The organism is Enterococcus casseliflavus NBRC 100478 (assembly GCF_001544095.1).
Lineage (GTDB): Bacteria > Bacillota > Bacilli > Lactobacillales > Enterococcaceae > Enterococcus_D > Enterococcus_D casseliflavus.
Window position 1 is genome coordinate 195,820 of record NZ_BCPT01000002.1, and the last position, 22,810, is coordinate 218,629.

19 protein-coding genes are annotated in these 22,810 nt (G+C 45.6%); 3 read left to right on the plus strand and 16 right to left on the minus strand.

What is annotated here, in order from left to right; genetic code table 11:
- Positions 1-8 precede the first annotated feature (8 nt).
- From cydC to ECA1_RS02800, 5 genes are all read right to left on the minus strand, one after another.
- On the minus strand, positions 9-1,766 hold the full coding sequence (gene cydC, locus ECA1_RS02780) for a thiol reductant ABC exporter subunit CydC (RefSeq protein WP_060791670.1): 1,758 nt from the start codon (positions 1,764-1,766) through the stop codon (positions 9-11).
- Positions 1,759-3,480, minus strand: a complete 1,722-nt coding sequence (cydD, locus tag ECA1_RS02785; RefSeq protein ID WP_005226535.1) for a thiol reductant ABC exporter subunit CydD — start codon at positions 3,478-3,480, stop codon at positions 1,759-1,761. Before cydD ends, cydC begins: the two co-directional genes overlap by 8 nt.
- Entirely contained in the window at positions 3,477-4,496 is a 1,020-nt protein-coding gene (cydB, locus tag ECA1_RS02790) for a cytochrome d ubiquinol oxidase subunit II (RefSeq protein WP_060791671.1), read from the minus strand. The genes cydD and cydB overlap by 4 nt, the downstream gene beginning before the upstream one ends.
- Positions 4,493-5,923: a cytochrome ubiquinol oxidase subunit I gene (locus ECA1_RS02795; protein ID WP_060791672.1), complete on the minus strand. Its 1,431-nt coding sequence runs from the start codon at positions 5,921-5,923 to the stop codon at positions 4,493-4,495. The genes cydB and ECA1_RS02795 overlap by 4 nt, the downstream gene beginning before the upstream one ends.
- Before the next feature lie 187 nt (positions 5,924-6,110).
- Entirely contained in the window at positions 6,111-7,070 is a 960-nt protein-coding gene (locus ECA1_RS02800) for a helix-turn-helix domain-containing protein (protein ID WP_060791673.1), read from the minus strand.
- Positions 7,071-7,165: 95 nt separating this feature from the next.
- Between ECA1_RS02800 and ECA1_RS02805 the strand changes: the two genes are divergently transcribed.
- The 3 genes from ECA1_RS02805 to ECA1_RS02815 are packed head-to-tail and all read left to right on the plus strand — an operon-like array spanning position 7,166 to position 9,273.
- Positions 7,166-8,107, plus strand: a complete 942-nt coding sequence (locus tag ECA1_RS02805) for an ABC transporter ATP-binding protein (protein ID WP_060791674.1) — start codon at positions 7,166-7,168, stop codon at positions 8,105-8,107.
- On the plus strand, positions 8,104-8,856 hold the full coding sequence (locus ECA1_RS02810; protein WP_060791675.1) for an ABC transporter permease: 753 nt from the start codon (positions 8,104-8,106) through the stop codon (positions 8,854-8,856). The genes ECA1_RS02805 and ECA1_RS02810 overlap by 4 nt, the downstream gene beginning before the upstream one ends.
- Positions 8,857-8,916: 60 nt before the next feature.
- A complete protein-coding gene (locus ECA1_RS02815) occupies positions 8,917-9,273 on the plus strand; it encodes an MmcQ/YjbR family DNA-binding protein (RefSeq protein WP_060791676.1) in 357 nt (118 codons plus the stop codon).
- 107 nt (positions 9,274-9,380) lie between these two features.
- Here the strand turns inward: ECA1_RS02815 and ECA1_RS02820 are convergent, their stop codons facing one another.
- From ECA1_RS02820 to pulA, 11 genes are all read right to left on the minus strand, one after another.
- On the minus strand, positions 9,381-10,823 hold the full coding sequence (locus ECA1_RS02820; RefSeq protein ID WP_005226517.1) for a glycoside hydrolase family 1 protein: 1,443 nt from the start codon (positions 10,821-10,823) through the stop codon (positions 9,381-9,383).
- 221 nt (positions 10,824-11,044) lie between these two features.
- On the minus strand, positions 11,045-12,358 hold the full coding sequence (locus ECA1_RS02825; RefSeq protein ID WP_060791677.1) for a PTS sugar transporter subunit IIC: 1,314 nt from the start codon (positions 12,356-12,358) through the stop codon (positions 11,045-11,047).
- Positions 12,359-12,363: 5 nt separating this feature from the next.
- Complete coding sequence (locus tag ECA1_RS02830; protein WP_060791678.1) at positions 12,364-13,644, minus strand: glycoside hydrolase family 140 protein; 1,281 nt, start codon at positions 13,642-13,644, stop codon at positions 12,364-12,366.
- Between the two features lie 46 nt (positions 13,645-13,690).
- Positions 13,691-14,548 carry an alpha/beta hydrolase gene (locus tag ECA1_RS02835; RefSeq protein WP_060791679.1) on the minus strand — a complete coding sequence of 286 codons (858 nt, stop codon included), beginning with the start codon at positions 14,546-14,548 and terminating at the stop codon, positions 13,691-13,693.
- A gap of 12 nt (positions 14,549-14,560) precedes the next feature.
- A complete protein-coding gene (locus tag ECA1_RS02840) occupies positions 14,561-16,009 on the minus strand; it encodes an FGGY-family carbohydrate kinase (RefSeq protein ID WP_060791680.1) in 1,449 nt (482 codons plus the stop codon).
- 1 nt (position 16,010) lies between these two features.
- On the minus strand, positions 16,011-16,952 hold the full coding sequence (locus tag ECA1_RS02845; protein ID WP_060791681.1) for a transketolase family protein: 942 nt from the start codon (positions 16,950-16,952) through the stop codon (positions 16,011-16,013).
- Positions 16,939-17,775, minus strand: a complete 837-nt coding sequence (locus ECA1_RS02850) for a transketolase (protein ID WP_005231740.1) — start codon at positions 17,773-17,775, stop codon at positions 16,939-16,941. The genes ECA1_RS02845 and ECA1_RS02850 overlap by 14 nt, the downstream gene beginning before the upstream one ends.
- Entirely contained in the window at positions 17,766-19,184 is a 1,419-nt protein-coding gene (locus ECA1_RS02855; RefSeq protein WP_060791682.1) for an L-fucose/L-arabinose isomerase family protein, read from the minus strand. Before ECA1_RS02855 ends, ECA1_RS02850 begins: the two co-directional genes overlap by 10 nt.
- A 31-nt stretch (positions 19,185-19,215) precedes the next feature.
- On the minus strand, positions 19,216-19,503 hold the full coding sequence (locus ECA1_RS02860; protein ID WP_060791683.1) for a PTS sugar transporter subunit IIB: 288 nt from the start codon (positions 19,501-19,503) through the stop codon (positions 19,216-19,218).
- 157 nt (positions 19,504-19,660) lie between these two features.
- Positions 19,661-20,668 carry a LacI family DNA-binding transcriptional regulator gene (locus tag ECA1_RS02865; RefSeq protein WP_016608965.1) on the minus strand — a complete coding sequence of 336 codons (1,008 nt, stop codon included), beginning with the start codon at positions 20,666-20,668 and terminating at the stop codon, positions 19,661-19,663.
- A gap of 117 nt (positions 20,669-20,785) precedes the next feature.
- On the minus strand, positions 20,786-22,807 hold the full coding sequence (gene pulA / locus ECA1_RS02870; RefSeq protein ID WP_060791684.1) for a type I pullulanase: 2,022 nt from the start codon (positions 22,805-22,807) through the stop codon (positions 20,786-20,788).
- Positions 22,808-22,810: the final 3 nt, after the last annotated feature.

The window sequence follows — 22,810 nt, forward strand, 5'->3', positions numbered from 1 at the left end:
GCTCTTTTTTATCGTCGTCCTTGGTCAATGGCCAATAAGTGTTGAAAATGTTTGTTTTCTGCTGCCAATTCGGCAGGTGTTCCGCTCATGGTCAACTGACCATCTTCAATAAAGAGCACACGGTCCATCATCGAAATTCCTTGCAAGTGGTGGGTGATCCAAATGATCGTTTTGTTCTCCAGCACTTGGAAAAAGGTTTCGAGCACGCCTTGCTCCGTGATCGGGTCTAAGCCGACGGTTGGCTCATCCAATAAGATGATCGGAGTGTCTTTTAGCAAGATCCGCGCCAATGCCAAACGATGCCGTTCTCCACCAGAAAAACGCAAGCCGGCTTCATCCACCATCGTCGCCAAGCCGTTAGGCAAAGCTGCCACCATTTCTTTCAACCCGACTTGCTCCAGTACGCGCCAGACTTCTTCTTCCGAAGCCGACTCATTGCCTAGCCGAATATTATTCAAAACGGTCGTATGAAAAAGATAAGGACTTTGATTGATGACACCGATCAAGTCACTGATCGACTCACTCAATGCCGTCACAGGTACGTCGTTTAAGGTGATCGACCCTTGCGTCGGTTGCAGATCGCCTCGCAACAAGGAGGCAAATGTACTTTTCCCAGAACCGCTGCGACCAAGGATCGCTAGTTTTTGATACGCAGGAATCGTTAGATCCAGCCCATGAAGCACTTCTTTGCCTTCAGGATACTGAAAATGCAAGTCCTTGACTGTGATCGACACGAGGCCCGTCACTTCAGGGACTGACGGTTGCTCCATGGAGACTTGGCGATTTTCTTCTGGCAATGCATTGAAGCGATCGATAGAGTCTTTGTAGCGATTGGTTTCTTGAGCAGCAGATGGTAATGGCGCAAATGCATCAACTAAAGGAAAGACACACAGGACAAAGGCAGCGATCCAGTTGGCTGCTCCTCCGTGGTTACCTGGAAAGCGAATGCTGGTCCAAAGCAGCAATGCGACAGCGATCACTCCAAAGATGCTTTGTAAAAGAAAATCACGCCGGCGATCAAAGGACAGCATCTGTTCATCCACCGCCCGCAACTGTGTTTCCAGTTCCTTATGGGCAGCCACGTACTCGCTGCCTCTTTGAGAGAAGACCCAATCAGAAACCCCTAATACATTATCCGTCAGTGTCGTATACAAGTTGTTTTTCATGTGTTTTTGCTTTTCTTGCCGCGCGCCGTTGATGATCACCGACCAAAGCGGCAAGACAAAGACGATGATCCCTAATAGCAGCAGCATCACCAAAGCAAACCACCAAGAAAAATAGCCGAGTCCGATGATCAAGAACGCATACAAGATCCAAGCGATCACGGTAGGAAAGATCGTCCGCAAATACAGGTTTTGAATATGGTTGATATCTTCTGCCAATAAGCCCAAGATATCCCCCGTGCGATGTGCTTGCTTAAAGAAGATCGCATCTTTTTCTACTACGTTGTACAATTTCAAACGTAAATTAGAGGTCATGCGCAAGACCCAGCTATGACTGGTCAACCGTTCCAAATAGCGAAAGACTGGACGGCCGATCCCAAACGCTCGGGTCAGTACGATGGGGATGTAAACCAATAGAATGTTTTCTGGGATCGATGCCGAGCGGCTGATCAGGTACCCAGAATTAAACATCAGTGCCCCACCACAGAAAAAGGTCAAGAAGCCTAGGAATAAGGCCAGCGCCAAAACGTTTTTGTATTTTGACAAGAAAGGCTTGACCCACGTATCAGTTTTCAATGAGCGCAATAAGCCGATTTTATTCAAGCTGTTCCCTCCTCATTCCATTGACTAGTTCTGTAAAAGCACCTTGCTTTTGCTGCAGTTGTGCCAAGGTTCCTTGTTCCACGATTCTTCCTTGATCCATCACGATGATTTCATCCATTTCTTCCATCCAGTGCAAGCGATGGGTTGCAAAAAAGACTAAACGGTTTTCCATCAGCGGTAGCATCCGTTCTTTTAAGGCAACTTCGGTTTCAATATCCAAATGAGCCGTTGGTTCATCAAACAAAAGAATCTTTCGTTGCTGGTCTAAAAAGGCACGGGCTAGAGCGATCCGTTGGGCTTGTCCGCCACTTAGATGCCGTTCCCCTTCTCCTAACATCGTGTCCAACCCTTGCGGCAGCTCTGCTAAAAGCTCAGTCAAGCCTGCCACTTCAATGGCTTTCAGTACGGCTTCTTTGGTAGCTGTCGGCTGATAAAACGCGACATTTTCCTGCAAGGTCAACCGATAGATATAAGGATTTTGCGGAATATAGATCAGCTGTTCTTGCCAGCTTGCTTGGCGAAAGGCCGTGGTCTTGGCCCCTCCGAGAGTGATCTCACCACTGTCTGGCACGAGAAAGCCACTCAAGGTATTGATCAAGGTAGACTTGCCAGAACCGCTCAGACCGATGATCCCGATCTTTTTGAAGCCAGTCACGTTCAAATTGATATCCGTCAAAGCCGCTTTTTCCTCGTAGGAAAACGCCAGCTGATCGATCGTTAACTGGGCGTCTTCCTGCCAACGAGGCACCGTTACTGCCGGTACTTGGGCTTCGGGCTGATGCAAGATCTCCGTCACCGCAGTCATCGCATTTTTCCCGTCTAAGGTTGCATGGTAATCACTGGAAAAGTCGCGGATCGGCAAGAAGTATTCTGGTGCTAAAATCAAGATGGTTAACGCTGGAAACAGCAAGATTCCTTCATTGATCAGCCGCAAGCCTAGCAAGACTGCCACGACGGCAATCGATAAGGTCGTGAAAAAGTCTAAGGCGAAGGTCGATAAAATACCGACTTTTAATGAAGCCATCGTCGCTTTCCGAAACCGTTCGCTGGAAGCAAAGATACTCTTGCCATATTTTTTACTGACCCCAAACAATTTCAGCGTGTCGATCCCTCGCAGGGAGTCGATGAAATGATTGGACAGTAATTGAAACGTTCGGTATTGTTTTTCCGCTTTGCTTTGCGCGGCATAGCCCAAGATGATCATAAAAATGATGATCAAGGGGAACACCAACAGCAAGACCAAGCCCGACTCCCAATCCAGATAAAAAACGAGTGCCAAAATGACCCAAGGAATGATCGACATATTCATGATTTTGGCAAGAATCAATTTCAAGTAGTTTTCGACTTGGTTGATCCCTTCCAAGACCATCGTTGTTACATTCCCCGTCCCTTGCTGTTGTGCGATCTGAGGACCGACCCGAAACAATTTCTCCAACAATTGATCCCGCAGATCGGCGGCTTGCTGGTAACTGTAATCATCGAGTCTTTTGGAACGGAAATAGATAACGGCTTGTCGGGCGATAAACGAACAAAAGAACAGCAGAATCCAGCCCCACTGTTCCTCTAATGGTCGTCCTTCCCATAAGCCAGTGATGGCACGTGCCAATCCATACGCCTGCCCAATAATGAAGAGCGCCTGCAGGAACGAAAGTCCCGCAAGCAGCCCTAAAAGTTGTTTCATTCCTGGGAGCTTCATGATTTGTTTATCAATCATTTATACCCCTCCAACGCCTCCGTATGACTGATCCGTTTACGGAAGATATAGTAACTCCAAGCCGTATAGGCCAAGACGAAAGGCAAGATCGTCAGTGAAAGATAACTCATGATCTTCAATGTGTAGCGGCTTGAAGACGCATCAGCGATCAACAGGTCATAGCTTGAATCGATCGAACTGATCAAGACTCTTGGGAATAACCCTGTGAAGATCAATGCCACCAAAGCGATCAACGTCAAGCCGCTCGCAATGAAAGCCATCATTTCTTTGCCTTTAAAGACGCCGATATTTGCAATCAGTGTCAGTACAACGATCACGAGCAACAAACCAAGCGTTGTCGCAAAATGATTCTCGAAGAAATCCGTTTGGAAGTAAAGCATCACAGCAAAGACGACTAAGCCTGCATATAAGATGCCATAAAAAATACTTGCATAGTTGCGTGCCCGTGCCCGAATCGGGCCTTCCGTTTTCAAAGCGATATAGTTTAATCCGTGCAAGTAGCACAACAAAGTCAACGCGATCCCGCCAACGATTGAAAAGGGATTGACGTAATCCGTAAAGGTTGCCGTCATGTTGCCATCTTCACCCAAAGGCATTCCTTGGATCATGCTGACAAACATCAGACCGAAGAAAAACGGTACGATCGTACTGCCGATCGTCAACGTCCAGTTCCAAATGTTTTTTTGTTCTTTCGGGAAGTTCGCTCGAAACTCAAAGGAAACACCGCGAATGATCAACCCGACTAAGATCAATAACAAAATCAAATAAAAACCGCTGAACAAAGAAGCATACCAGTATGGAAACGAGGCGAACATCGCTCCGCCAGCGGTCAATAGCCACACTTCATTGCCATCCCAGACAGGCCCGATCGTTTTAACGATCTGGTCTTTTTCCTCTTCATTGTGGGCCAATGTCTGCACAGACATCCCCACACCAAAGTCAAACCCTTCTAAGAAGAAGAAGCCAGAAAATAAAAGCCCAATCAACGTGAACCATAGTAATTGCAGACCGGTCATCCTTCAAACGCCTCCTTATCAAATGGGTCTTCGTACCCTTCTTGGTTGTCTCCTTGGCTGATTTCGCCGAAGGCTTCTTTTTCAGGTCCATGATCCATTTCCCTTTTCACCAGATAGACCATCGTTCCGCCTAAGCCAGAGAACAAGAGGAAGTAAACGATGTTTGAGATCAAGAGTGAGGTCACGGAAACGTTTGGTGACACACTATCTTCGATCGTAAACAAGCCGTAAACCGTCCATGGGTAACGTCCTAACTCCGTGATCAACCAACCAGCTGTATTGGCAATAAATGGGGTGAACAAAGTGATCGCCACTACCCAAAGCAGCCAGCGTTTTTCAAAGAGCCACGGTTTCTTCTTACGCGTAAAATACAACCCCAGACCAGAAACCAACAGCATCAAGGCACCAAAACCAGCCATGATCCGGAAGCTCCAAAAGAGTGTGTTGACCGGCGGGTAGTAATTACGGTCGCCATAGGTTTCAATCAATTGCTGATTGACCGTATCCATCCCATCGATTGATCCGAAGGGTTCATTGAAGGCTAAGATACTCAACATATATGGAATCGAAATACCGAAGACTTGGTGATGTTCTGCTTCATTCGCCCAAGCAACGACGGTCCAAGCCGCAGGACTCCCAGTATCTTCATACGCCCCTTCCATTGCGGCAAATTTCATTGGTTGTTCTTCAACCAAGTATTTCATTTGTTCATCCCCAGCTAGCAAGACGGTGAATGAACCGAACAATGCCACCGCAAAACCGATCCGCATTGATTTTTTGAAGAAGTCGCGGTCAATGTCTTTGTCTTTCTTCAACAGACGAAAGGCTGATAAACCAGCAACAATGATCCCACCCATCGTGATGGCAGCGGTGATCACGTGTAAAAACTCATACCACACCTGTGGATTTGCCAATAATGCACCGAAGTCAGTCATTTCTGCCCGGCCATTGTTCAAGGTATACCCCACTGGATGCTGCATAAAACTATTGGCAGCTAAGATCCAAAACGCCGATAGCATCGAACCTAGCGTCACCAACCAGAAAAAGGTGGCGTGCAGCTTGGGACTGACCCGATCCCATGTAAAGATCCACAGTCCTAAGAACGTCGATTCTAAGAAGAACGCCAACAAAGCTTCTAAAGCCAAGGGCGCACCAAAAATATCCCCGACAAAACGAGAATAGTCTGACCAGTTCATCCCAAATTGAAATTCTTGAATGATCCCTGTCACGACCCCGACAGCAAAACTCAATAGAAAAATATTCCCCCAAAACTTCGTCATCCGGCGATATTTTTCATCTTTTTTGATCACATAAAGTGTCTCCATAATTGCAACGACGACACCAGTTCCGATCGAAAACGGTACAAAGAAAAAGTGAAAAATCGTCGTCATCGCAAACTGGATTCGCGCTAGTGTCACAATATCCATCCTACATCCTCCTATTTCATAAAAAGTACATTAAAATAATTCTAAATAAAGAAAAATTCCAACTTCGAATATACTCCTCTAATCAGTAAAAAAGAAGCAAATTGCTTGCATTTACTGATTTTTAATCACTTCCTCTCCGATTCTTAAACATAAGGCGCTTTCATCGGCGGGAAACAGCTTTTTCTAGCTACTCCCAGCCATAACGGGTTCCTTCAGAAAGCAATGGATCACTCAATAAAATCCCCGGAAACTCTTCTTTCAATACAGATGTGCTTAATAATTGATACATAGCAAACGTGTTCTTCATCCCTAATCTTTCCAGCTGATCTAACGTTTGCTGCATCAAGTCCGCCGCTTGTGCCTTATTTTGTTTTAATAGACATGTCCAGCCTTCAAAAAACGGCATAAAGATCGCTTGTTCAATGTGTTCTTTTTCATAAACATGATCTCGCCATAAATGAAAGGTCTTTTCCGCATAATTCGCCTCGTCGAAAACAGCAAAGACAGAAAATACCGTCTCAAACGTGTTGTACAAAATATCTTCATTGCCAGGAATTTTTGCAAAGCGCTGACTCTTTTTGATGGCGATCGTCAAGCAGCGCCAAAGCAAAGCTGGCTCCATCGAAATTGCTACGCGGGCAAACAGCCGCAGCTCATAAACACCCCATGTATCGGTATTCAGCAAGTAATGCTTGGCAGAGTCCAAACAGTAATTGTGTTTCAGGTAAGCCTCCTCGATGGGCACCCCTTTAAAAAGCTCCTCTTTCATCAAGTAGTCAAAACGGATCAGTTGTAAGAAGTGGTCCAGCTCCAAGGAGTAATGCTGTTGAAAATACGTGGTCAGCTTTTGATATTTCTTTTTTAATTTAGGTACTTCATCAATGGATTCGATCCCCATCGAACGGACATAGTCAACCATTAGCTTTTGAGCCTCCGAATGATGCTCCCCCGTATGCAGCAGCTGAAATTCGGCAAAACTCACTTCCAATTTATCTAGCAAGCGATGAAATCGTTCGCAGGAAATCGTCGTTTTGCCATTTTCAAATTGCGATAACAAAGACATCGACAATTGTTCATCCACTAATTCCTTCAACAGCAAGCCTTTGCTTTTGCGAAGCTCTTTCACTGTCGCACCATAATTGTTCATTTTTTCACCTTCTTTTTCAATATATTGAAATAAGCAGTTGCTTTTCCCGAAGAGCCTTTATAGTTGAATTATCTTATAGAAACGAGGGAAAAGCTATGGATACCCATATAAAAAAGAAAATGCTTCACGTGAAACATTTAAAAAAAAGCTTCAAAGACAAAACCGTTTTGAAAGAGGTCACTTTTGACGTCACTCCTGGCGAAGTATTTGTCTTACTAGGATCAAACGGCGCTGGAAAAACCACTTTAGTCAAAATTTTGTCCACTATCCTACCTTTTGACCAAGGAACCGCGCGGATCGATGGGATCGACTTGACCAAAGATCCAGCAGCGATTCGCGAAAAAATCAGTCTGACAGGGCAATTTTCCGCCATCGATCAAGAACTGACCGGACGAGAAAACTTGCTGATGATTGCTGCCTTGCGCCATGTCAAAAACAAACAGTTTATCGTCCAACATTTGTTAGAGCGTTTTGATTTGGTGGATGCCAGCAACCGACTAGTCAAAAATTATTCTGGTGGCATGCGACGACGCTTAGACATCGCCATGAGTTTTATCGGCGAACCTGACCTGCTCTTTTTGGATGAACCAACGACCGGGTTAGACCCGCAAAACCGCTTAGCCACATGGCACATGATCAAAGAGATCGCCGCTCAAGGACGAACGATTTTCCTAACGACTCAATACCTCGAAGAAGCTGAATTTTTAGCAGACCAAGTCGCCATCTTGCATGAAGGGAAAATCATCTTGCAAGGAACACCAACGGAAGTCAAAGCACTGCATCCTTCACAAACGATGGAAATCAGCGTATTGACGAAAGAACACTTGCAGACCGTGCGACAGCATCTGTCTGACTTTCCGCTGCAAGTCAATGAGTCCAGTCTCTCTCTGGCATTTCCCGTCAGTCAAGACTTCCAGCATTCCTTCACGCTGTTGCAGGAACTCAATCAACTACCGATCACTATCACCAGTTTTAATCAAAAGAATGCTTCGTTAGAAGATATTTTTCTAACACTTGTCCAAGGAGGAAACCAATGAAAGCAATTATAGAAACCAACACCTTATTCAAACGCAATCTCTTGCTATCGATTCGCAGTATGGAGACTTTGCTAAGTGGAATTTTGACCCCAGCGATTTTAATGATCCTCTTTGTCTATGTTTTTGGGGGAGCCATGAACGTCGGTGATACCTCTTATGTCGATTTTGTCGTTCCCGGTGTCTTCGTCCAATGTATCGCCCAAAGTGCTTCCTCCGTTGGGGTAACGGTGACGGAAGATTTAAAATCCGGCATGGTGGAACGGCTGATGACCTTGAATATTTCTAACTCAGCCTTTTTAAACGGCCATGTCTTCGCCGCGACCCTTCGGAGCTTGATCAGTACCTTGGTCGTATTGATCGTTGCCATGGTCATCGGTTTTCGCCCTCAAGCCACAGTTGCTGGCTGGGGGCTCGCCTTCCTATTGATCTTTTGCTTCACCTTCGCTTTTACTTGGGTCTCCGTTCTGGTTGGTCTCATCGCCAAAAGCCCCGAGACAGCTACCTTGTTTACTGTCTTGATCACCCTTTTGCCCTACTTAAGCTCTGGTTTCGTCCCTACGGAAACCATGCCGCGCCCATTAGCCATTTTTGCTGAATACCAACCAATGTCGCCGATCATCCATTCTTTGCGAGGGCTTTTGTTAAACTTAAAAGATACCACCTTGATCAGTGCCTTTAGCTGGTGCGGCGGTATCGTAGTGGTGAGCTGGTTCTTGGCACGAATGCTTTATCAGAAACGGTTACGCTAGGTAAAAGGAATCAGTGGTATAATATAAGTAGTTTTCTATTATAAAAAGGCAGGGATACTCATGGATCTTAAAAACCGGCTGATCGCCTTCGCTCAGACCTTCAATGATGTTCAGATCGACCATCCATTTGCAAAGTTTCCCGAGTACCAAGTCTTGCGGCACCGTAAAAGTGGTAAATGGTTTGGCTTGCTGATGACTGTAGAAAAGCAAAAATTAGGCTTGGAAGGAACGGAAATGATCGAAATTTTAGATATCAAAGCAGCGCCCGAAATGGTTTCGATCATCAATCAAAGTCGCGGCTATTTACCCGCTTATCACATGAATAAAAACCATTGGCTCACCGCATTACTAGATGGCTCTGTATCAGAAAAACAACTCCAATCTTTGTTACGAGACAGCTATGAACGTACCCGTTAAACCCAAATATCACCAAAAACCGATCAACGATGCGCCTATATAGGAGCACCGTTGATCGGTTTTCTTTTATAACGGATCCTGTGTCATCCGTGAGTCTAACGAAACACTTAGGCCAACTCTTCTCCGTTTGTTGCAATGACTTGTTTGTACCAATCGAAGGATTTTTTCTTGGAACGATCCATCGTGCCGTTACCTTCGTCATCAAAGTCAACATAGATAAAGCCATAGCGTTTGCTCATTTCGCCTGTTGAAGCACTGACAAGGTCGATACAGCCCCATGGCGTGTAACCGATCAAGTCTACGCCATCAGCGATCGCTTCGCCCATTGCTTCAATGTGGCGGCGCAAGTAATCGATACGATAATCATCTTCGATCTTACCTTCTTCGTTAAAGGTATCAATGGCTCCTAAGCCGTTTTCCACGATAAACAACGGTTTTTGGTAACGATCATACAGTTCATTCAACGCGATGCGCAGCCCTTCTGGATCGATTTGCCAGCCCCATTCACTTGCTTCTAAGAATGGATTGCGGACGCCGCCCAACAAGTTTCCTTGCACTTCATCGGCTTCTTCTGTGGTGATATCCACGGCAGAAGACATGTAGTAGCTGAAGCCAACATAGTCAACAGTATGTTCAGCGATCAAGGCTAAGTCTTCTTCGGTAATCTCAAGATCCTCTTTATTGACGCCATGTTCTTTGTACAAACGATCCGTAAAGGATGGGTATTTTCCACGTACTTGCACGTCGGCACAATAGTAGTTGAAGGCTTGATTATGGATCATCGTCGCCACTTGGTTGACTGGGTTCGCATCAATGCTGTAAGTCGTTGCATAAATGATCATACAGCCGATCTGTAACTCTGGGTTTAATTCATGGCCGATTTTGACAGCTTTACTGCTGGCAACAAATTGGTTGTGCCACGCTTGGATCACGTTTGTAAAGTCGCTGGCACCCGTGCTGTTGACCATCCCTTGACTCAATGCGGAGAAATGGAAAGCAGAGTTGATCTCATTGAAGGTCATCCAGTATTTGACTTTGCTGTGGAACCGTTCCAAGACAACTTTTGCAAAACGTTCATAGAAATCGATCAATGCTCGATTTTTCCAGCCACCGTATTCTTTGGCTAAATGCAAGGGCATTTCATAGTGAGAGATCGTAACCACTGGCTCGATCCCGTATTTCAAACATTCATCGATCAGCGCATCATAAAATGCCAGTCCAGCTTCGTTTGGTGTCGTTTCATCGCCTTTTGGAAAGATACGTGTCCATGCGATGGAAAAACGATAGCTCTTGAAGCCCATTTCTGCAAACAACGCAATGTCTTCTTTGAAACGGTCATAATGGTCGATCCCGCGATGATTTGGGTAGGTGTATTTGTCCTCATCGATCGTCCAATCAAATGTATCACTGCCTAAAATCGCTAAACGCTGTTTGCCGCCAGGCATTGCATCCGCCACTGACAAGCCTTTGCCATCGCGATCGAACGCCCCTTCTAATTGATTCGCTGCGGTCGCGCCGCCCCATAAGAAATTTTCTGGAAATTTTGCCATTTGCTCGTTCTCCTTTTGTTTTCTTTTGATAAACCTACCTAGCTGATTACTGAAAAATCCCCGATAAAAAACAAAAAACCTAAATAAGAGCCGCTGCTAAAACGAGAAGAGCGCTTTCTTATTTAGGTCTTGCCTGATCGAGTCAGTAACAATCCACGTGGGTTTTCTTTCTTTAACTATAGCACTAACTCGTTGGCTTGTCATCATAAAATCGGTTTCTTTTAAACCGTTTCTCCCGTTGCATCGATACTTTCAGTTTGAACCTCCGCTTGCGCTGCTTCTGCTTCGGTTTTTAATTTTCCTTTATCTAATATTTTGACAAAAGGAATGTACAGCAAGCAGCCTGCCAAAACGCAAACGACTTGTAGAACTGCGACCTGCCAGCCTCCAGCTAGAAACCCATTTAGAAAAATCGGTGTGCCAAAGGGAACTTGTACGCCACTAAGTCGTGGGACGATCCCACTCCAGATCGCTAGGTATGCCACAAGTACTTGAACCAATGGTGTTAATATAAACGGAATCGCCATGATTGGATTCAAAATCAGCGGTAAGCCAAAAATCACTGGCTCATTAATGGTGAACAATCCAGGAACGGCACTCAGGTTAGCGACTGTCCGTGATTGTTTGGATTTCGCCAACAGCAAAATAACGATAATCAATGACAATGTTCCTCCTGCCCCACCAATACCAGCAAACAAATCATAAAACGACTTGCTCAAAATATTCGGTAGCTCGGAACGCGCAACGCCGCTAGCTAAAGCATCCATATTTTCCACATCCATTGGTAAGTACAAAGCGGTGACAAAGCTACCCACCACCAACGAACCATGGATACCGAAGAACCATAACACCATTTGGATCAGTACAATAAATAACAACGAACCGACACTAGAAGACAAGCTTTGCAGCGGCATTGCCAAGATTTGATAGATGAAATCTGAGAATGAGCCATAAGAAGTAAAACTGAATGCCCAGCTAATGACGATCGCGGTAAACCCAGAAATAATTGCTGGAATCAAACCGGCGAAGGTATCCGTCACAAATTGCGGCACGCCTGCTGGCATTTTGATGGCGATATTTTTTTCTAAAATAAAGCAGTACAAACGAGCAAAGACTAAGCCACAGATCATAGCGGTAAACAAGCCTTGAGCACCGAGTTTGCTCATGTCGAGGGTCGTTGTTTCCTCTAAGGTAACCATTGGCGTCATCATCAAAAAGGCAAACAGTGAAACGATGCCGGCAGGAACCGCCGATTGCTTAAATTCTGTCGCTAAACGGTGACCGACCAGAAAGGAAGCGTACACTGAGATAACCCCGACGGTCATACTGTAACCGACGGAAAAATAGCCGCCAATATTGATCGAATTGATAAAGTCTGTCCATCCTTGAATCGGCAAAACTGCTAACAATAAGGCGATCGAACCAATAATGTTGATCGGCAGCGTCGCCATCAACCCGTTTGAAATTGCCTTTAAATACCGATTGTTGGAGATTTTATCTGCAAATACTAACACCTTATCCATATACTTATCCATTTTTTTCACTCCTTTATTTGGATGACGAACAATACGTCTTCGTGACAATTGTGGGGATGGAAAACAGTGATACCATCGGTAACTGTCAGTTTTGGTTTCAAGAAACGATTGGTATTCAAATCGATCAATGTGACGGTCGCTGTAGAAAGATCTCCTTGCAGGCGGACTGTTGTATTGCTTGGCAAGTAAAGCAACGCATCCTTCGATCCTGCGATGGCTGCCATACGAATCTGTTCATCTGCATCGATCAAGCGCTCTTGGCAAGGCACAAGCTCCTGAATATTTAATAATTCGAATAATTGCTTGATAAAGCCATAGTCATCTGCCCCAGGAAAAGATAAAGCTTCTGGCCAAATCATCGGACGATCAAACGCTTCCCCGATTTCTTCCGCAAAGGTTGCCGTCGGGGTTTGCCAACTCCAGATGCCGTGGGCACCGTACGTGATCCCAGCCGAGCCGCCGGCTAAGAGTGATTGCCATGCCGCTTTGCGGACATCCTTTTGACCAAATCGACCATATACATGACGGGCATAGCCCATTTGTTCATAACAAGGTTCTGAGTTGATGATCGGCAGCTGCGATTGTCTTTGATAAAAACGCTCTGCCAAATAATAAGGCATATTCAAAAAGGCGCTGTTATGACCTGATTGGTATAAAAATAAGTCCAAATGTTCGACGATCGTTGCGGGAATCTCTTCAAAACGTCCCTTGATATGAATCGTTTTCAGGGTATTCGGCGAATGCTTTTCAAAGAAAGCAAAGGCTTCTAGATACGTATCGATGGTTGGCTGTGTTGGGAAATCCGTATCGCCACCAATAAAGTAGATCGGATGGAAGGCATCAAACGTCTTAATCACTTTTTGATAGTAGACCTGGCGGCAATCCTTCGGCAACACGTTGCGTTCTTTGTCCAACTGGCTAGCCCACGTGCCGGCGACATAGTTTGACCACAAGACGACCAAAGCTAAAGTAAAGCCTTTCTCATCGGCAATTTTACAAAGACGCTGAGCCCGTTCGAAATAGGCATCCTCCCAAACAGTAAAATCAAAGACGCCCGCATCAACAGGAAACGGCAAGCAGTCAAATTGACCACGGCTGCGATCCCATTGCGGTAACACATTGATTTGTAGGGTATTGAAGCCCTGCTCTTTGCGTTTGTCTAAGTAGGTGATCCAGTCATTTTCTTGAATACTAGTAAAGGCACTCCAGCAAGTATCGGCTAAATAAAAGAAATGCTGGCCGTCTCGCAATAAGGTGCGTTTGTTTTGGCTCACGGTGATTTTCACGGTGGTGCTCTCCTTTCATTGGCACAAGTTGTGCACTGGCGGTTTTTTAATCAATATAACTACTGAGCCAGCCTTCGCACAGCTCGAACCATTTGGCGACATGGGCATTGAGGTGACTTGGCTTGCGTGCCGTTGTTCGATCCGCTAATGCAAGTCCGTGTTCGCCTTTTTCAAAAATATGCAGTTCAAATGGAATTTCTGCTTCTCTTAATTTGACCGCCAGCTTCAACGAGTGCGCCACATCGACTAAGACGTCTTCCGTCGTATGCCAGAGAAACATCGGAGGTGTCCACTGATCGACATGATGCAAAATGTTCATGGATTGAATGGCTTCTTCCGTCGGTTGTTTACTCCCAAAAAAGCGTTCGTTGGCAGTTAAAGGTGTTTCGATCAGACTAGCGGCAAAGCCTAGCTCATCGATTGGGAAGGCGTGCTCTTGATAAACCAATGGGTAGCCGGCGATTGCCAGATTCACTTTCAGTAAGTCACTGCTGACGCCCAACGCTTCTGCCAGCTCAGCATCGTGCCAGCGCGTCGCTAACTGCAACGCTAGATGACCACCTGCTGAAAAACCGCAAACGATGATTTGTTCCTCATCCACCAACCATTCTTGAGCATGCGCACGAATGATTTTGACGGTTTGGGCGGCTTCCATCAAGGCATTATGGGGAACGTTTTTCACCTGGTCACCGGTGGTGTACCATAAAACAACGCTATTTAGCCCGATACTATTGAATTTCAAGGCAATGACTTCCGCCTCTCGATCACTGGTAAAGGCGTAGCCGCCGCCTGGACAGACGATCACTAGCGGTCGTTTCTTGCCGACATTGTACTCTTTGGATTGGTGCAATAAATAGGTATCCACGTAAGCCGTTTGATTCAGTTGAATTCGTTGAATCTCCATATAGTTCCTCCTTTATCCTTCACTAAAAGCAGCTGACTTCTCAATGAACCGTTTCCATTTTTCATATTTCAAACGGATCACGGCCTGTTCGGCTTGCGGAACGATCGTGGTTTGCTGAATAGCTGGTTCATTCATGGTTGGTTTGGCAACAAGCATTGTGCCGATGGCTGAAAATTCTTCGACTTCGCTGACGATGACGGGTTTATTGATCAAAGTCGCCAATAAGCTCATCAAGGCGCGGTTTTTCGAAACACCGCCATCGATCATTACCTGATTGATCAGTCGTTCAGCGACTTCTTCCATCACATCGATCACTGCTTTGATTTGAAAAATGATGCTTTCTAAAACGGCTTTCAACAGCTCATGAGTCGTCGTTGTGCGTTTCATGCCGACAAAGCTGGCAGTCATCGTATTATCCCAAAAAGGGGCACCCATTCCTTGCAATGCTGGGATAAAATAGATGTCTTCTTGACTGTCACTGGTCAGCACTTCTTGGCAGATCTCAGCTACATCTGGCAGCGGAGCCACTTGCTCACTGAACCAGTTGATGGCGTCACCACAGGAACGGATGATGCCTTCTAGCGCAAACGCTGTTTCCTGGCTAGTTTGCCAGCCGACCGTCGTCAAAATGCGGCGATCCCGCAACGTCTGCTCCTGCTGCACTTGCATCATGATCGAACAACCGGTGCCCATCGTGATTTTTACATCCCCAAGGCTTTGACAACCTTCACCGAATAATGCCGCTTGTGAATCGGCTAAGATCCCTTTGATAGGGATTCCGTGATAGCTACCAAAAACCGTATCAGCAGGTTGGATCGCTGGCAAGTCTGCTAAATGGATGCCAAAAAGTTTGACGAGCTCTGCATCCCAACGGCCCTCTTCAATATTATAAAACAATGTTCGGCAAGCGTTGCTGGCTTCTGTCGCAAATACTGTCCCTTGCGTTAAATTCCACAACAGCCAGCTGTCCATCGTACCGATCGCCAACTCGCCAGTTCCCGACTTTTCCTTGATGGCCGATAATTCTTGTGCCAGCCATTTCACTTTGGTGCCAGAAAAATACGGGTCTAAGCGTAAACCGGTCTTCTGATTGATCGTCCTTTCCCAGCCTTGTGCCGTCAATTCTTCACAAATCGCGGCGCTGCGGTTGCATTGCCACACGATCGCATTGTACAGGGGATTGCCAGTCAATCGGTCCCATGCAACGATCGTTTCCCGCTGATTGGTCAATGACAAGGAAACGATTTGATCTACAGTGATCGCTTGTTCTTGAAACACTTGTGCCAGCAATTCTTGGACATTTTGCCAAATCTCGAGGGGATCATGTTCGACCCACCCGACTTTTGGATAAATTTGGCGATGTTTTTTATCGTAACGCTGCAGGATTTTCCCTTCTTGAAACAGTAAAAGTTTGGTACCGGATGTACTCTGATCTAAAACAAGCTGATAGGTCTTGTCCATCCTAAACTCCTAGAAACGCAACCGCTGTTTTCGCTATGGAGGCACCGTCTAAGCCATAATGGGCAAACAGTTCTGACGAAGAACCAGTAATCAAAGCTTCATCCGGAAAAGCAATGATTTTTTGTCGAATGTCCGTTTCTTCTGTCAGTGTTTCCGCCACGGCAGCTCCTAAGCCGTTGTATCGGCTATGTTCTTCCACAGTGATCACGGTGCCTGTTTCTTTCGCCACTCGTTTGACCGTTTCTGAATCAAAGGGCTTCAAGGAATGAACATTTAAAACGGTAGCAGTGATACCTTGTTTTTCCAATAGCTCAGCAGCATCCAACGCTTGGCGCACGGTTTCGCCAGTGGCGAGCAATGCGACATCTTGACCGCTTCTCAGCTCAATGGCTTTGCCGATCTCAAAAGGATAATCTGCAGAATCATAGCAATCTTCAACAGGATTGCGACTGAGACGGATATAGGCTGGTTCATTTGATGCCGCTAAGGCTTTAAACATTTGGATCGTTTCAAAGCGATCTGCTGGCAACAGCACTTGCAAATTAGGGATCGCTCGTGCCACTGCGATGTCTTGCAAGGAATGATGACTCATGCCTAATGCCCCATAGCTGACACCGCCGCTGATGCCTACGAGTTTGACATTTTTATTCGAATACGCGACATCGACTTTGATCTGCTCGATACTGCGCATGCTGAGAAAACAAGCTGGAGAGGCAACGAAAGGGCGTTTGCCCATATGGGCTAAGCCGGCCGCAATACTGACGATGTTTTGCTCTGCGATCCCTACTTCCACCAATTGTGTCGGTAATTCCTTGGCAAAAGCTGCTAACGAAGCGGAACCACGAGAATCACTGGTCAACACCGTGATCGCAGGATTCTTTTTTCCTTCTTCAATCAATACGTCGCACATCGCTTGGCGATTGGCAATATTATTTTTTCCCATGAGTCAAAACCTCCATTTGCTGATCAAGTTCGGCAATGGCTTGTGCAAGCTCTTCTGCCGTTGGCACTTTATGATGCCATTGCGCTTGATTTTCGGCTGCAGAATAGCCTTTGCCTTTGATGGTTTTAGCAATGATCAGCTTCGGTTGATTGGGCTGATGCGGTTTTTCTAATGCAGCCACCAAGGCAGCCATATCATTGCCATCAACGATATGCACATCCCAACCAAAGGCACGCCATTTTTCATCTAGCGGCTCCACTGCCATCACATCTTCCGAGGCGCCCGTGATCTGCAAGCCGTTGCGATCAATGATGGCGGTCAAATTGTCCAGCTGGTAGTTGGCAGCCGCCATGGCTCCTTCCCATACCGAGCCTTCTGCTAATTCGCCATCTCCCAACAACGTATAGGTTTGATACGTACGGTGATCCAGTTTGCCTGCCAAAGCGATCCCTACTGCGACGGGTAAGCCGTGACCTAGCGAACCAGTATTCATCTCAACACCAGCTACTTTATTGTTTGGATGACCGATCAGTCTTGAACCAAATTGCGAAAAGGTGGCTAATTCTTCTTTCGGCAAAAAACCTTTGTCCGCTAAAACGGCCCATAATACTTCTGCAGCATGTCCTTTACTTTGGATATACTGGTCACGATCTTGCTTTTGGGGATCTTTCGCATCGACATTCATTATCCGATAATACAGAGCCACTAAAATATCGGTACAAGAAAGATCCGAACCAGTATGTCCCGTTTTTGCTTGATAGATCAGCTCTAACACGGATTTTCGAATCGTTAAAGCCTTCATCTCCAGCTCGTTTATTTCCATGATTGATCCCCTCTCAAGTATGCTTTGACGTCTTCTTCGATTGGATCATAAAAATCTGGCTGCACGCCGATGTATTTGCACGCTTCGTACAAGATCGGCACCACATTTTTTCTGACCGCCGCAACGTGATGAATATAAGGGCCCTCAACGAGTTTGAATTCCAAGCGATTCAAATTCGCAAATTCCAGATAGAGATAGGTTCCTTGATTGTATGGTCCATCGATCCCTTTACCAGTACCCATCAGCAGTGAGTACTCGCCGTTGTCCCCATCAAAGCGACACAGCGTATACTCGTCTTTGATTGCCCGAAAAGCGACTGATCCTGGATAGTCAAAAACAAAATGTCGTTGCGGCAAGATCGGTTTGGTCTCTGCGGTGGAATAAGCAAAAACTCCTAAGTGCTGCAGCAATTCGCCATTCTCATTTTCTGGATGGCGGCAGTTGACATCCGCAAAGATTGCTCGGTGTTCCCCCAACGAAGCGGCTTCGACTAACAGTTCCGAGATCGCCCCATGGACATCCGTCTCACAGACAAAAGGCAAGCCTTCTTCTTGTAACAGCGACAGGGAGGCATACGGTAAAATACCGATTTCGTCTTGTAAGGCCGTCCAACACTGGATGACTCCTGCATTGCAGCCGTAGCTTTCACATAAGTTTTGCAAAGCCACTTTAAGGGCTGCCACCATCTCCAAATCTCTCGCCGAAATTTGGACTTCCGTATTGGTTTCGAAATAATCAATGACTGCTTGCAATTTATCTGGCTGCTGTTCTTTGACTTTCTTGATTTCTTGCACCACTTCTTGGATCGGTACTGGTGATAGCGAAATATTGAAACGCTCCAATAGTTCGCCTTCGTTGCAGATCACGGTCCAAAAATCAAAGGGACGTGGACCTACTTGCAAGATTCGTGTTTGTTTGAAGGTCTTGACGACATTGCAGACTTTGATAAAGTCTTGCAAGCCGCGGGCAAATTCTGGTGAATCAATATCAGAATTTTTGACATAGGTGAAAGGTACCTTGAAACGGCGCAAGACTTTCCCAATAGCGAAAAGACCGCATTGCGTATCCCGCAAACGTGAACCATCGGCGGCTGGTGTCTCGTCTTTGGGTCCCCATAGTAAGACGGGAACATCTAGTTTTTTGGCTAGACGAGCACAGGCATATTCCGTACCAAAGTTTTCATTGGCTAGAAAAAGACCGTCGATCTTCGCTGCTTTGAATTTTTCGGCGATTTTTTCAACCCCTTCATCATCGTATAGCAAGCCGTCTTCGTTGATATCTAAAATATCTACATAATCAATGGCCAGTTCGTCCATTTTTTGTCGTGTCAGATTGGCGTACTCAATGGCTGCTTCTGCACTAAATAAATTTCTTCTAGTCGGGGCGAACCCGATGGTTACTTTATCCATAAAACCACCCTTTGCGTTTTAGTATATTTAGCTAAATTTTTATTTCTTCGGCGATTCGTACTACATTTCTGCTCAGAAATTCCTCATCCGTCAGTAAAACGATTTTTTTATCAGGAAAGGTTGCGGCGACTTTCGCTTGATTGAAGCGGGTTTGAGGAGCTAAAATCAAAAAATCATAGTCATTTCCCACCATAAATATTTCTGAAAAAGGCGCGGAATTCACTTGGTAATGCTGATCATCCGCTAGTTGCTCTTTGAGCGCTTTGACGAGCAGTGCGCTGGAGAGCCCAGTTGCACAAAAGAGACCGATCTGTGTCATCTATTCACTTCCTCAAAATGTAATCCCTTACTTTTTACACCTTAAATATAGCACAAGCTAAATATTTTGCAATAGTTTTAGATAAATATTTTTGTTTAATAACTAAAAAAAGACAAAACGCTTGCTAAACGTTTTGTCCTTTTTCATATTTTTCTTCTTAATTGATGCTTTCGCGTTCGACGATCGTCGTGGCGACCAGCATTTTCAGATGGTTTTCATCTTCACTCGTGATTTTCTCGATCAAGCGTCGCACGGCTTGGCGACCAAGATACACTTTATCTACTTTGACGGTGGTCAGCGGTGGGTTGCAAAATTCCGCCAAAGGAATATCATCGAACCCAACGATGGTCAACGGATGATCGGGAAACACTTCGCGAATGGCTTTCATTGCACCGATGGCGATATTGTCATTGACCGCAAAAAAAGCGCTTGGCAACGGTCGCTGATCGGCACGCAAGGATTCCAAATAGACCTTCATATCTTGATAGGAGCCTTCCAAGGTGGGTTCTACTAAGGCTTCCGTCTCTTCATAATGGATCAGATCATGCTCTTGGATCGCTTGGATGAACCCTTGCTTGCGTTCACGGAAGTTGTTGATTTGAAAGGTAGAATTGATAATGCCGATGTCACGGTGGCCTTTTTCGATCATCTTTTCAACGATCTCATAGGCACTGTCACGATTATTGATGGCGACAAAATCAAAGTCCTGCGAATTAAACACCGTATCTAAAATCACTAACGGTACTTCCAAATGGCGAAAGACTGCTAAATCTTGTTTTTCCAATTCCGTTCCTAACAATAGCAAACCATCTGCTAATTCTGGACGGATCTTTTCAATCGGGTCTTCTTCTGGTGCCAGTGTGATATGGGAAATGACCAGTTCATAGCCTAACGCACTGCACTCCATTTCGATTCCTCGGATCAATTCAGAAAAGAAAGGCGTATCCCCTACGACATTTCCTTGTTTGTTCATTACGACAAATTTGATTTTTTGGCTTTCCGTTTTTTTAATTTCTCGCTGATCAAAATACCCCATCTCACGAGCGATCTTCAAGATCGCTTGCCGTTTTTGTTCACTGATCCCCTTACGATTGTTGATCGCATTAGAGACTGTTCCGCTGGAAACGCCAGCTTTTCGGGCAATATCAGAGATCACAACTTTCATTTGCTCACCGCTTTCTGCTTCTCATTCTGTTAAAAGTATAGCAAAAGAATTGTTTTTTTACTACCAAAAAAGCTAAAACAAACTAAAATTTTTAGTTTGTTTTAGCTTCTACTTTAATTAGTTACTTTGTTCCGCCAAAATGCAGAAGGACAATGGGGCGATGGTTATCCTTGACGTTGCTACGCCGCGAGAAGCGATCCCAGCTCCTTTGGGGTCAGCAACGAGGTGCCAAGAAGTATTTTCTGTTGCCGTCGGTAAGTCAAAGGACCAGCTTTCTTCCGTGCTGTTGAGTAAAACGAACAAGGAACGCCATGGATGCTGTTCGTCACGATTGGGTACTTGATACGCCAAGCGATTTTCATCCTTTGTCTCATAAAAGACCATGCTTTCAGCCGTTTGGGTCGTGGCATCTCTCAATGGTGCATAGGACTGCCGCAATGCCCACAAGCCCCGATACAGCTCGCGCAATTCTTTGAAGGTTTTGGCACGTGCCCAATCCAGCTGATTGACTGCCAGTGGCGAACGGAAGGAATTTTCATCGCCTTCTTTGGTACGTCCAAATTCTTCCCCAGCTTGGGTCAGCACGGCTCCTTGGCTAGTAAACAAAATGGCTGCTGCTAGTTTGTTACGAGCTAAAAGCTCAGGATCAAAATCATAATTTCTTTCCTTCGCTGAAGCCTGCATGGTTGCCACCAGTTTGTCCCATAAGGTCAAATTATCATGGACTGACGCATAGGCGATCACTTGACGGGGCGATTTTGCCCAGCGCTCGGCGCCTTCTTGCCCAGCAACTTTCGTATTTCCTTGAATCGCCGTTGCCAAATTTGCCGCATAAAAGGTTTGCTTGACTTGCGGTTGACCATTCATTCCTTGAATAAACGCGCCGTCTGTTTCTTCAAAGACATCGCCTTTGATACTGTCTCTTAAATCATTGCTAAAAACCGCAACGCCTTCTGACAGTGCCCAAACATTGCTTTTATTGGCTGGGATATTCGGCTGAATGATTTGATTGCTACCGGCATCCCATGGCTCACCGTATAAAATCACATGGCTGAAGCCGGCAGCATCTAGGCGTTGCCGCAACTGGTTCATGGTTTCCACATCGATCAAGCCCATCAAATCAAAACGAAAGCCGTCGATTTTGTATTCTTGCGCCCAATATAAAACTGAATCAATGATAAATTTACGCATCATTTTCCGTTCAGAAGCCACTTCATTGCCGCAAGCAGAACCGTCCGCAAAATTCCCCACATCATCTTGGCGGTAGTAATAATCAGGCACCGTCAAATTAAACCACGATTCTTCTGTGATCGCAGTGTGATTGAAGACCACATCCATTACAACGCCGATGGCTTCTTCATGCAGCGATTGGATCATTTGCTTGCATTCACGAATCCGCGCCTTGGGATCACTAGGATCAGAAGCGTATCGTCCTTCAGGGACATTGTAATTTTTCGGATCATAGCCCCAGTTGTAGGCAGACGAAGTTTCATCATTGTCAAAATCGAAGATCGGCAGCAGATGAACATAATTGATCCCCAGCTCTTTTAAATAGGCTATGCCAGTTGGTTGACTTTCATCTCCCACCAGATGGGTCTTTTTTTCAGTAAAGGCTAAATATTTCCCGCGATTTTCTGGTGAAATCCCGCTGTTTTCGGCGCCGCTGAAATCTTCGACATGTAATTCCCAAATATAGGCATCGGTGATCGATTGTTGACCGACGCCGTGAGTCTCCTGCCAACCTTCAGGATCTGTTTCCTTTAAATCAATGATGGCCCCACGGTTTCCGTTGATCCCTACTGCCTTGGCATAAAGATCCACCGCTTCGACTTTTTGACCGTCTCGTTGAAATTCAAACGTATAAAACAGCTCTTTGACGGTTTCTTCCGTCGTGACTTGCCAACAGTTGTCTTCTTGGACCATTGGCAGTGTCAGCAGGCGATCATCAGCCCCAGCGACACCGCTTTGATAAATCAATACTGAAACGGCCTCTGCTTCTGGTGACCAGCATTTGAACGTGGTTTGCTGTCCTTGAAAAGTCACACCAAGATCATTCCCGTGATACGTATGTTCTTCTAAAAAACCGATCCTGCGATCGATCGCAATCTTTTTTTCTCCATACTGCGTGTTTTGTCCCATCAA

Coding starts and splice junctions, on each gene's coding strand:
- cydD (WP_005226535.1), bottom strand. CDS start 3,480: ATGATTGATAAACAAATCATGAAGCTCCCAGGAATGAAACAACTTTTA.
- cydB (WP_060791671.1), bottom strand. CDS start 4,496: ATGACCGGTCTGCAATTACTATGGTTCACGTTGATTGGGCTTTTATTT.
- ECA1_RS02795 (WP_060791672.1), bottom strand. CDS start 5,923: ATGGATATTGTGACACTAGCGCGAATCCAGTTTGCGATGACGACGATT.
- ECA1_RS02800 (WP_060791673.1), bottom strand. CDS start 7,070: ATGAACAATTATGGTGCGACAGTGAAAGAGCTTCGCAAAAGCAAAGGC.
- ECA1_RS02805 (WP_060791674.1), top strand. CDS start 7,166: ATGGATACCCATATAAAAAAGAAAATGCTTCACGTGAAACATTTAAAA.
- ECA1_RS02810 (WP_060791675.1), top strand. CDS start 8,104: ATGAAAGCAATTATAGAAACCAACACCTTATTCAAACGCAATCTCTTG.
- ECA1_RS02815 (WP_060791676.1), top strand. CDS start 8,917: ATGGATCTTAAAAACCGGCTGATCGCCTTCGCTCAGACCTTCAATGAT.
- ECA1_RS02820 (WP_005226517.1), bottom strand. CDS start 10,823: ATGGCAAAATTTCCAGAAAATTTCTTATGGGGCGGCGCGACCGCAGCG.
- ECA1_RS02825 (WP_060791677.1), bottom strand. CDS start 12,358: ATGGATAAGTATATGGATAAGGTGTTAGTATTTGCAGATAAAATCTCC.
- ECA1_RS02835 (WP_060791679.1), bottom strand. CDS start 14,548: ATGGAGATTCAACGAATTCAACTGAATCAAACGGCTTACGTGGATACC.
- ECA1_RS02840 (WP_060791680.1), bottom strand. CDS start 16,009: ATGGACAAGACCTATCAGCTTGTTTTAGATCAGAGTACATCCGGTACC.
- ECA1_RS02845 (WP_060791681.1), bottom strand. CDS start 16,952: ATGGGAAAAAATAATATTGCCAATCGCCAAGCGATGTGCGACGTATTG.
- ECA1_RS02850 (WP_005231740.1), bottom strand. CDS start 17,775: ATGGAAATAAACGAGCTGGAGATGAAGGCTTTAACGATTCGAAAATCC.
- ECA1_RS02855 (WP_060791682.1), bottom strand. CDS start 19,184: ATGGATAAAGTAACCATCGGGTTCGCCCCGACTAGAAGAAATTTATTT.
- ECA1_RS02860 (WP_060791683.1), bottom strand. CDS start 19,503: ATGACACAGATCGGTCTCTTTTGTGCAACTGGGCTCTCCAGCGCACTG.
- ECA1_RS02865 (WP_016608965.1), bottom strand. CDS start 20,668: ATGAAAGTTGTGATCTCTGATATTGCCCGAAAAGCTGGCGTTTCCAGC.
- pulA (WP_060791684.1), bottom strand. CDS start 22,807: ATGGGACAAAACACGCAGTATGGAGAAAAAAAGATTGCGATCGATCGC.